Origin of the sequence: Streptomyces sp. GC420 (assembly GCF_009916105.1) — a bacterium.
GTDB lineage: Bacteria > Actinomycetota > Actinomycetes > Streptomycetales > Streptomycetaceae > Streptomyces.
In genome coordinates this window covers 1-10790 of the sequence record NZ_JAAAXQ010000292.1, presented here as the reverse complement: position 1 = coordinate 10790, position 10790 = coordinate 1, and the positions used below count along the sequence as shown (strand labels likewise).

Annotated in this window: 7 protein-coding genes and 1 pseudogene; 6 read left to right on the top strand and 2 right to left on the bottom strand. The window is 67.4% G+C overall.

Annotated elements, in window-relative coordinates:
• The coding region (locus tag GUY61_RS28160) for a transglycosylase domain-containing protein (protein ID WP_166633070.1) at positions 1-2370 on the bottom strand (2370 nt) is incomplete at its 3' end.
• Between the two features lie 356 nt (positions 2371-2726).
• Between GUY61_RS28160 and GUY61_RS28155 the strand changes: the two genes are divergently transcribed.
• From GUY61_RS28155 to GUY61_RS28140, 4 genes are all read left to right on the top strand, one after another.
• Entirely contained in the window at positions 2727-3404 is a 678-nt protein-coding gene (locus tag GUY61_RS28155; RefSeq protein WP_166633069.1) for a PadR family transcriptional regulator, read from the top strand.
• Between the two features lie 50 nt (positions 3405-3454).
• Entirely contained in the window at positions 3455-4537 is a 1083-nt protein-coding gene (locus GUY61_RS28150) for an inositol-3-phosphate synthase (RefSeq protein WP_166633068.1), read from the top strand.
• Between the two features lie 78 nt (positions 4538-4615).
• Complete coding sequence (locus GUY61_RS28145; protein ID WP_166633067.1) at positions 4616-5872, top strand: MFS transporter; 1257 nt, start codon at positions 4616-4618, stop codon at positions 5870-5872.
• 113 nt (positions 5873-5985) lie between these two features.
• Positions 5986-6411 carry a hypothetical protein gene (locus GUY61_RS28140; RefSeq protein WP_166633066.1) on the top strand — a complete coding sequence of 142 codons (426 nt, stop codon included), beginning with the start codon at positions 5986-5988 and terminating at the stop codon, positions 6409-6411.
• A gap of 113 nt (positions 6412-6524) precedes the next feature.
• Here GUY61_RS28140 and GUY61_RS28135 read toward each other — a convergent pair whose 3' ends face one another.
• On the bottom strand, positions 6525-7967 hold the full coding sequence (locus GUY61_RS28135; RefSeq protein WP_166633065.1) for a CCA tRNA nucleotidyltransferase: 1443 nt from the start codon (positions 7965-7967) through the stop codon (positions 6525-6527).
• A 167-nt stretch (positions 7968-8134) separates the two neighbouring features.
• Between GUY61_RS28135 and GUY61_RS28130 the strand changes: the two genes are divergently transcribed.
• Together GUY61_RS28130 and GUY61_RS28125 are read left to right on the top strand one after the other, a co-directional pair.
• Positions 8135-10495 carry a DUF6049 family protein gene (locus GUY61_RS28130; protein WP_166633064.1) on the top strand — a complete coding sequence of 787 codons (2361 nt, stop codon included), beginning with the start codon at positions 8135-8137 and terminating at the stop codon, positions 10493-10495.
• A 46-nt stretch (positions 10496-10541) separates the two neighbouring features.
• Positions 10542-10790, top strand: a pseudogene (locus tag GUY61_RS28125) (murein biosynthesis integral membrane protein MurJ); the annotation flags it as partial.

Below are 10790 nucleotides of genomic sequence, written 5' to 3'. Positions count from 1 at the left end.
GGTGGGCTCCGTCGGCTCCTCCTCCTCGGGCTCCGACTCGGTCGGTGACGGGCTGGGGGACGCACCGTCCTGGTCCACCTTGTCGCCGATCGGCTGGGCCTCCGGGAACGGCTCGTGGTCCGCGTCCTTGAGGGCGACCGACATGTAGTCCTCCCACAGCTGAGCGGGAATGTCACCACCGTGGATGGACGCGACACCACCGGTGCCGTTCATGGAGAGGAGCTTCCCCTCCTCCGGGTCGGTCCGGAAGAGCGTGACGGCGGTGGAGAGTTCCCGGGTGTAGCCGACGAACCACGCGGACTTGTTCTTGTCGGTGGTACCGGTCTTGCCGGCGACCGGGAACCCGATGTCCGCCACGCGCTTGGCCGTGCCGTTCTTCACGACGTTTTCCAGCACCTTGGTGACGTTGTCTGCGACATCCGCGTCCAGACCGGTCTGCGCCTTGGGTTCGGTGAAGTTGTCGAGCTTGTTGCCGTCGCCGTCGACGACCTTGGTGACGGAGTACGGCTCGTAGTGCGTCCCCGAGTTCGCGAACGTCGCGTACGAGTCGGCCATGCGGATCGCGCTGGGGGTCGACGTACCCAGGGAGAACGAGGCGTTTGTGAGGTTTCCGGTGTCGAAGCTGCTCTCGAGGATGCCCGTGTTCTCCGCGACCTTCCTGGTGTTGTCCAGCCCGACGTCGATACCGAGCTGCACGAACGGGGTGTTGACGGACTGCTCCATCGCCTTCGTCAAGGAGATGTAGCCCCAGGCAGTGGTGCCCTCGTTCTTCTGCCGGAACGGCTGGCCATTGGCTCCCATGATCGGGTCGCCGCTCTGGTTTTTGATCACGACCAGGTCGTTGCCGTTGTACTTGCTCTCGGGAGAGATCGGCTGTCCGTCGCTCTTCACGGTGCCGTACTCCATGGCGGCTGCCAGGACGTACGGCTTCCAGGTGGAGCCGACCGGCACACCGGTCGTGTTGGCGTTGTTGGAGAAGTGGTTCTTGTCGTAGCCGTCGCCGCCGTACAGGGCGACGATCGCGCCGCTCTTCGGATCGACCGAGGCCGCCCCGAACTGCACCCATTTATCGGTCTTGGGTCGCTCTTTCGCGTCGAGGAAGTCCTTGCGGGTCTCGTCGACGGCCTTGGTGAGCGCCTTGACCTTGTCCTTCTCGAAGGTCGTGTAGATCTTGTAGCCGCCGAGCTCCAGCTGGTCGGCGGTCAGACCGGTCTTCTTCGTCACGTAGTCCTTGGCGATGTCGACGAGGTAGCCCGTCTGCCCGGCCAGGGTCGATGTCTGCTTCTTGAGCTTCGGGAAGTCCCCGACCTTGTCCCGCTCCTCGTCCGTCATCCGGCCCACCTCGACCATCCGGTCGAGGATCCATACCCAGCGCTTCTGGGCGCGCTCGGTGTTCGCCTCCGGAGTGGCCGCGGCGCCCACGCCGCCGTCGGGGTTGTAGAGGTTCGGGCCCTTGAGGACGGAGGCGAGGAAGACGCTCTCCTCGACCGTCAGCTTGTCGCAGTCCTTGCCGAAGTACGCCTGGGCGGCCGCCTGGATGCCGTAGGCGTTGCGCCCGTAGTACGCGGTGTTGAGGTAGCCCTTGAGGATGTCGGGCTTGTCCATCGTCGCGCCGACCTTGATGGAGATGAAGAGCTCCGTCACCTTCCGGGAGACGGTCTGCTCCTGCGACAGCATGGCGTTCTTGACGTACTGCTGGGTGATGGTCGAACCACCCTGCGTCTCACCGCCCATCGCCATGTTGAGTGCGGCACGCGCAATACCCATCGGGTCGACGCCCCGGTCGTCCTCGAACGTGGCGTTCTCCGCCGCGATCACCGCGTCCTTCATCGACTTCGGGATCTTCCCGTACTCGACGAGCTGCCGGTTGGCCTTGCCTCCCGTGGAGGCCATCTGGGTCCCGTCTTCCCAGTAGAAGACGTTGCTCTGCGCGGTGGCGGTCTTGTTCTCCTTGGGCACGTCCACCCATGCCACCGCTGCGGTCGCGCCGAGCATGAGCAGGCCGAAGAAGCCGATGGTGGTTCCGGTGACCTGCTTCCAGGAGGGCACCCAACGCTGCCAGCCGTACTTGCCGGAGCGCGGGTAGTCGATGAGCCGCTTCTTGCCGGGCGGGGCCGCCCGTCCGCGGGCACGTCCGGGGCCCGTCTCCGCCACCCGGCGGCGCCCACCCCCGGCGCTGCCGCGCGCGGCGGCGCGGCGGGCGGCCGCCCTCCCGGCGTGCTGGCCCTCGTCGCCGTAGGACGAAGAAGGAAGGGATGCTGTCTCGCCTCGCTGCGCGCCGCGGCGGCCGGAGGGCTGCTGCGCGGCGCGCCTGGCTGCGGCACGTCCGCCGCCCTGGGGCTGCGGCGGTTTACGACGGTGCTCGCTCATCGAACGACTACTCCTCGGGCAGGCGCGATCGCCTGAAAGCGGCAGTTGAGTTCCGGTCCCCCCGATATACGGATGCGCCCCTTCCAGGGCTCATCCGCACTACACCAAGGACATCGACGCTCACTGGCGTCTCGTGGTTCCCGGTGGTCTGCATGCCGCACAGACTACGCACCGCCAAAACCCACCGAGGGCCGATCTTCACCTCAAATCAGGCAAGTTGAGTCGTGCGAATCGGTGATGTGATCCCGTTCACCGTGATCCCTCTTGTCTCAACCGGAACGGCGTTCTATCGTCTGGATGTATCGAGTCGATACATCAGAACGGCATAAAGGTTCCGAGCCGCGGAGGAGGCGACCATGAGCAGGCGCTCCGGCATCCTCGAATTCGCCGTGCTCGGCCTGCTGCGCGAGTCCCCAATGCACGGCTATGAGCTGCGCAAACGACTCAACACCTCACTGGGGATCTTCCGTGCCTTCAGCTACGGGACGCTCTATCCCTGCCTCAAGACGCTGGTCGCGAACGGCTGGTTGACTGAGGAGCCGGGCAGCGCGCCCGAGGAAGCGATCGCCGCTTCCCTCGCCGGCCGCCGCGCAAAGATCGTCTACCGGCTGACAGCGGAAGGTAAGGAGCACTTCGAGGAGCTTCTCGCGCACACCGGGCCCGACGTGTACGAGGACGAGCACTTCGCGGCTCGCTTCGCCTTCTTCGGGCAGACCTCGCGGGACGTCAGGATGCGCGTGCTCGAGGGGCGCCGCAGCCGGCTGGAGGAACGTCTGGAGAAGATGCGGGCCTCGCTGGCCCGCACCAGGGAACGACTCGACGACTACACCCTCGAACTGCAGCGGCACGGCATGGAGTCCGTGGAGCGCGAGGTCCGCTGGCTCAACGAGCTGATCGAGAGCGAGCGGACGGGGCGGGACCAGCACCGGTCCCCGTCCTCCGGAGACGGTCAGGACACATCAGGAGAATCGGGCGGCCTGCCCCGGCACGGGGAGAACCCCGGGTCGGATCCGTCCGACGACACCGCCAATTGAGGCCCCGCATCCCGCTGGGCCTCGTCGAGAACAAACAGGGAGCAACCGGAATGGGTTCGGTTCGCGTAGCCATCGTAGGCGTGGGCAACTGCGCCGCCTCGCTGGTGCAGGGCGTCGAGTACTACAAGGACGCCGACCCGGCGGCCAAGGTCCCGGGCCTCATGCACGTCCAATTCGGCGAGTACCACGTCCGTGACGTGGAGTTCGTCGCCGCCTTCGATGTCGACGCGAAGAAGGTCGGCCTCGACCTCGCGGACGCGATCGGCGCCAGCGAGAACAACACCATCAAGATCTGCGACGTTCCGAACAGCGGAGTGACCGTCCAGCGCGGCCACACCCTGGACGGTCTCGGGAAGTACTACCGCGAGACCATCGAGGAGTCCTCCGAGGCCCCGGTGGACGTCGTCCAGGTCCTCAAGGACAGGCAGGTCGACGTCCTCGTCTGCTACCTGCCGGTGGGCTCCGAGGAAGCGGCGAAGTTCTACGCCCAGTGCGCCATCGATGCCAAGGTCGCGTTCGTCAACGCCCTGCCGGTCTTCATCGCCGGTACCAAGGAGTGGGCCGACAAGTTCACCGAGGCCGGTGTCCCGATCGTCGGTGACGACATCAAGTCGCAGGTCGGCGCCACCATCACGCACCGGGTCATGGCGAAGCTGTTCGAGGACCGGGGCGTCATCCTGGACCGCACGATGCAGCTGAACGTCGGCGGCAACATGGACTTCAAGAACATGCTCGAGCGCGAGCGCCTGGAGTCCAAGAAGATCTCCAAGACGCAGTCCGTCACCTCGCAGATCCGCGACCGCGAGATGGGCGCGGACAACGTCCACATCGGCCCGTCCGACTACGTGGCGTGGCTGGACGACCGCAAGTGGGCGTACGTCCGCCTCGAGGGGCGCGCCTTCGGTGACGTTCCGCTGAACCTGGAGTACAAGCTCGAGGTCTGGGACTCCCCGAACTCCGCCGGCGTCATCATCGACGCGCTGCGCGCCGCGAAGATCGCCAAGGACCGGGGCATCGGCGGTCCGATCCTCTCGGCGTCCTCCTACTTCATGAAGTCCCCGCCGGTGCAGTACTTCGACGACGAGGCCCGCGAGAACGTCGAGAAGTTCATCCGCGGCGAGGTCGAGCGCTGAGCGCTGAGGCTTCCGTCGTGACAGCAGGCCCCCGGGTGATCCGCCCGGGGGCCTGCTCCGTGTGTGAGGCTGTGCCCCATGCCTGTCGTACGTGATCTGCGCGTACTCCTGCGCTTCGGGAACTTCCGCCGTCTGCTGGCGGTACGGCTGCTCTCGCAGTCGGCGGACGGCGTCTACCAGGTCGCGCTCGCGACGTACGTCGTCTTCTCCCCGGAGAAACAGACATCGGCCGCGGCCATCGCCTCCGCGATGGCGGTTCTGCTGCTGCCGTACTCCTTCGTCGGCCCGTTCGCGGGGGTCCTGCTCGACCGCTGGCGGCGGCGGCAGGTCTTTCTCTACGGCAACCTGCTGCGTGCCGTCCTGGCCGCGGGTACCGCGCTGCTCGTCGCCGGGTCCGCCCCGTACTGGCTGTTCTACGCCTCCGCACTGTCGGTCACGGCCGTCAACCGATTCGTCCTGGCCGGACTCTCGGCTGCCCTCCCGCGTGTCGTCGACGAGGAGCGGCTCGTCATGGGGAACTCGCTCTCGCCCACTGCGGGCACGCTGGCCGCCACCGCGGGCGGAGGTCTCGCATTCCTCGTACGTCTGGCCGGCCCGGACTCGGACGCCGTCGTGGTGCTGCTCGGGGCCGCTTTGTACCTCTGCGCCTCGCTCGCCTCGCTGCGGATGCCCCGGGAACTGCTGGGGCCCGACCCCCGTCACGTACAGCCGCATCTGACGGCAGCACTGCGCAGCACCGCCAAGGGACTGGTCTCCGGGCTGCGGCATCTGTCCGAGCGTCCGCCGGCGGCCCGCGCCCTCGCGGCGATGACTCTGATGCGGTTCTGCTACGGGGCGCTGACCGTGATGGTCCTGATGCTCTGCCGGTACGCCTGGTCGGACACCGAGTCGGGCGGGCTGGGCCTTCTGGGCCTGGCCGTCGGCGTCTCGGGGGCGGGCTTCTTCGCGGCGGCTGTGGTGACTCCCTGGGCCGTGGGACGCCTGGGAGAGGCCGGCTGGATCACTGCCTGCGCCCTCGCGGCCGCGGTGCTGGAGCCGGCTCTTGGCCTGTCCTTCGCGCCGGTTCCACTGCTGATCGCCGCCTTCCTCCTCGGCCTCACTACTCAGGGCGCGAAGATCGCCACCGATACGGTCGTCCAGTCCTCCATCGAGGATGCCTACCGCGGCCGGATCTTCTCGGTGTACGACGTGCTGTTCAACGTCGCCTTCGTGGCAGCGGCCGGGATCGCGGCCCTGATGCTGCCTCCGGACGGCCGCTCGGTACCACTTGTCGTCGGCGTCGCCCTCGTCTACGGAGCGATTGCTACGACTATGGCCCGCTTTGATAACTGGTAAGTGTCACATAAACGCCACAGAGCCCCGAGAAGTCTCTGCGATGTCAGTGACCACCGATACCTTACGGCCGTCCACATCGAGACAGCCAGAGATCCTTTCCAAGGGGGACACCAGTGACCACTCCGCCTCCCCAGGGCCAGAACCCGTTCGCCCAGCAGCCGGGCATGCCACAGCAGCCCTCCCCGTACCTCAACGCGGGTGGTCCGGTCCCTCCGCCGGCCACGCCCCAGCGGTCGAAGTTCAAGACCATCAAGAACGTGGTCGTGGGCATCGTCGTCGTCGGGGTCGTCGTGGGCGGCTTCATAGCCAGCCGTGACGATGCGGACACCGCCTCCGTGGGCGACTGCATGAGCATCGGAAATCCCGACAGCGCCACCGACCCGGACCTTGAGGTCGTGGAGTGCGGCAACTCGAAGGCCGCCTACAAGGTCGTGCAGAAGAAGGACGGCGCGAGCGCATCCTGCGACCGGACGAAGTACGCCCAGTACACCCAGAGCGGCGACGGCCCGTCATTCACCCTCTGCCTGGAGGAACTGTAAGAGCGGAGTGGCGCTGACGTGCGCCGATGCGGCGAGGGTGGTGTTTCACGTGAAACACCACCCTCGCCGCATGCGAGACCGCCTCATGTTTCACGTGAAACATGAGGCCCCCATCAGTCCTGCGCGGCCCACCATTCCTTGAGCGCCGAGACCACGGCATCCCGCTCCATCGGCCCGTGTTCCAGCCTCAACTCCAGCAGATGCCGGTATGCCTTGCCGACCAGGGGGCCGGGGCCGACACCGAGGATCTCCATGATCTCGTTACCGTCGAGGTCCGGACGGATGGCGTCCAGTTCCTCCTGCTCCTTCAGCCTGGCGATCCTCTTCTCCAGCCCGTCGTAGGCGCGGGCGAGCGCGTTCGCCTTCCGCTTGTTCCGTGTGGTGCAGTCGGAGCGGGTGAGTTTGTGGAGCCGCTCCAGCAGCGGGCCGGCGTCCCGCACATAGCGGCGCACGGCCGAGTCGGTCCACTCTCCGGTCCCGTAGCCGTGGAAGCGCAGATGCAGCTCCACCAGCCTGGAGATGTCCTTGACCATGTCGTTGGAGTACTTGAGCGCGGTGAGCCGCTTCTTGGTCATCTTGGCGCCGACGACCTCGTGATGATGGAACGAGACCCGCCCGTCCTCCTCGAAGCGGCGGGTACGTGGCTTGCCGATGTCGTGCAGCAGCGCAGCCAGGCGGAGAACCAGATCGGGACCGTCCTCCTCCAGGTCGATGGCCTGCTCCAGCACCGTCAGGGAGTGCTCGTAGACGTCTTTGTGCCGGTGGTGCTCGTCGCTCTCCAGACGGAGCGCGGGCAGCTCGGGCAGCACATGGTCGGCCAGGCCGGTGTCGACGAGGAGCGCCAGTCCCTTACGGGGATGGGTCGAGAGGAGCAGCTTGTTCAGCTCATCCCGCACCCGCTCCGCCGAGACGATCTCAATCCGCTCGGACATCGCCTTCATCGCGGCGACGACCTCGGCAGCGACCTCGAAGTCAAGCTGCGCGGAGAAGCGCGCTGCTCGCATCATCCGCAGCGGGTCGTCGGAGAAGGAATCCTCGGGCGTCCCGGGCGTGCGCAGCACCTTGTGGGCCAGGTCCTCCAGACCCCCGTAGGGGTCGATGAACTCGTTTTCCGGGAGCGCCACAGCCATCGCGTTCACGGTGAAGTCCCGGCGGACGAGGTCCTCCTCGATGGAGTCGCCGTACGACACCTCCGGCTTGCGAGAGGTGCGGTCGTACGCTTCCGACCGATAAGTCGTGATCTCCACCAGATAGCCGGACTTCTGACAGCCGACCGTGCCGAAGGCGATTCCGACCTCCCACACCGAGTCCGCCCAGGGCCGGACGATCTTCAGCACGTCTTCGGGGTGGGCGTCGGTGGTGAAATCCAGATCGTTACCGAGCCGGCCGAGCAGCGCGTCCCGTACCGAGCCGCCGACCAGGGCAAGACGGAACCCGGCCTCCTGGAATCGGCGTGCGAGGTCGTCGGCCACGGGGGCGACCCGCAGCAATTCGCTCACCGCTCGGTGCTGCACCTGGCTCAGTGCACTGGTGTTGTCTTCATGGGCGTTCGGCACAACAGAACAGGGTACGTGGCCCCGGCGCCCGAAGCGTCCTCGTTTCCGAGGCACGGCGGCCCTCTGCCGATCATGTGGAGCACTCCCTGGCACGCGGCCCCCGCGCGCCTCGTTACCATGCGTGGACGCACAACCGACGACCACTGACGACGAGGACGGGCGAGCGCGTGGCCGAGGCGGCACAGTCCCAGGAAACCGAGCGGCCTCGTCGACGGCTGCGGCGATTCGCCGCGCTGCTCGCCGGGGCACCGGTCCTGGCGGGCCTGCTGCAGTTCCCCGCCACCTCCGCCGTCGCGGCACCGGCAGCCGCCGGCTCACGCACCGTAGATGTGTCCCTGGACACGCTGAAGCCCGCGGCACCCGTGGAGGGCGACAACCTCACCGTGTCCGGAACACTCACCAACAAGGGCAAGCAGACCATCACCGGCGCTCACGTGGGGCTCCGGGTGGGGCCCGAACTCAACAGCCGCAGTGGGATCGACGACGCCGCCAGGCACGCGGAAACCACGAGCGGGACCGATCCCGCCGAGGTGGGCGGGAAGCACGTCCAGAAGTTCGCGAAGCTCCCTCCCGGGGCCACTCAGACGTTCCGGATCGAAGTGCCGGTCAAGAAGCTCGGGCTCGGCGACGACGGTGTGTACCAGCTCGGCGTATCGCTGAGCGGGCAGACCGCGGACCAGCCGTGGGAGCGCGTGCTGGGCATCCAGCGGACGTTCCTGCCCTACCAGCAGGACGAGACCGAGGAGAAGACCCGCGTCTCCTATCTCTGGCCCCTGATCTCCGGCACGCACCTCACCGCGGAGACCGGGTCGGACGAGGAGCAGACCCCGCTGTTCAAGGACGAGGACCTGGCGAAGGAGATCGGCCCCGGCGGGCGCCTGCAGCAGCTCGTCTCCCTCGGCAGCCGCCTGCCCGTGACCTGGGTCATCGACCCCGACCTGCTGGCCACCGTGGACGCGATGACCGGCAGCTACGAGGTCCAGCTTGACGACGGGACGATCGTCGCAGGCGAGAACCAGGACGTCGCCAACGAGTGGCTCGACCAGCTCCAGATGGCGGTGCGCGGCAAGACGGTCGTGGCGTTGCCGTTCGCCGACCCCGACGTCGCGTCGCTGGCACACCGCGGCAAGGACGTGACGGGCAGCCTCAGCCACCTCAAGGACGCCACGGACGTCGCCGCGACCACCGTGGAGACCGTGCTCCACACAGGAGCGAGCACGGACTACGCGTGGCCGGTCGACGGCGCCGTCGACCCGTCGATCATCGATGTGGCGACCTCCGCCGGCGCCGACAAGGTCATCGCCCGCAGCGACAGCCTGCGCGACGGCCTTCCGTACACGCCGAACGCCGCCCGGCCGGTCGGCGACGGCACGACCGCGGTCGTCGCCGACGCCTCACTGTCCACAGCCTTCCAGGGCGACATGGCGGTGGCGGAGAACTCCACCCTTGCAGTGCAGAAGTTCCTCGCTCAGAGCCTGATGATCACGAGGCAGGATCCGAACGAGGCGCGTACGGTCGTGGTCGCCCCGCAGCGTCAGCCGACGGCGAGCCAGGCCCACACGATGGCGAGCGCCATCGGGATCCTCGAGTCCGATCGCTGGTCCGAGGCCGCCGACCTGACCGCCGTTGCCGACACGGAGCCGGACACGAGGGCCAATCGCAAGGTGCCGTCCCGCGGCTCCTACCCGAAGTCGCTGCGCAAGAAGGAACTGCCGACCTCGGCATTCGAGCAGATCAAGGAAACCCAGAGGACGCTCGAAGGCTTCAAGGTCGTGCTCACGGCCAAGGACCGTGCCGTCACACCGTTCGGCAACGCGCTGCGCCGCGGGATGTCGACCTCATGGCGCGGCAACACGAGCGGTGCCGAAGACTTCCGGAAGGAGGTACAGCAGTACCTGGTCTCGCTGACCAAGAAGGTACAGCTGATCACGAAGTCGGATGTCACCCTCTCCGGGCGCAGTGCGACCATCCCGGTAACCGTGCAGAACAACCTCGTGCAAGGCGTCGAGAACCTCGTTCTCAAGCTGACCTCGAACAACCCGAACCGGCTGGAGCTGGGTGACCCGCAGCCTGTCAAGGTCGCCGGGGGACACAGCCAGTCCGTGAAGTTCCCGGCCTCGGCGAACGCGAACGGTCCCGCAGAAGTCACCGCACAGCTCTACACGGAGGACGGCGCGCCCTACGGCGACGCCATGACCTTCACGCTGACCGTCACGGAAGTCACACCGACCGTCATGCTCGTCATCGCGGGAGGAGTGCTGCTGCTCGTACTCGCCGGCATCAGGATGTACACCCAGCGAAAGCGGGCGGCCGCCCGCCGGGCCGCCGGGGACGACGACGAGGAGGAGGCCGAAGAGAACGACGCCTCCCGCACGGCCCGGACCGCGGACGGACACAGCGACAATGACGTGCAGGATCGGCACTCGACGAACGAGAACGCCGGCTCTGAGCAGCCGAGTGACCCGACACCGGACACCGCCCCGGAAAGCGGAGACCCGTCGGGCGCGGGTGAGAAAGTGGACCGTTGAGCGATGTCGTGGCCGGTCGGCCGGGGACGATGAGGTGGGGTAATCCATGAACGCGCCGTACGACGGTGACCGCGCCCAGGGCGGAGGCGGCGCGGTGCCTCCTCACGCGCAGAACCAGGTACCGCCGCAGCCCGCGCCCGCGACCGACCCGTACGTCCAGCAGGCCTACGACCAGGATCCCTACCAGCAGCAGGACCTCACCGCCCGGGACCCGGTGGCGGAGGCCCTCTACGACCGTGCCGCGCATCCCCCGCCGCCGCCGGGCACGTACGCCGAGCCCCGCCCGATCTACCGG

Coding starts and splice junctions, on each gene's coding strand:
- GUY61_RS28155 (WP_166633069.1), top strand. CDS start 2,727: ATGAGCAGGCGCTCCGGCATCCTCGAATTCGCCGTGCTCGGCCTGCTG.
- GUY61_RS28150 (WP_166633068.1), top strand. CDS start 3,455: ATGGGTTCGGTTCGCGTAGCCATCGTAGGCGTGGGCAACTGCGCCGCC.
- GUY61_RS28145 (WP_166633067.1), top strand. CDS start 4,616: ATGCCTGTCGTACGTGATCTGCGCGTACTCCTGCGCTTCGGGAACTTC.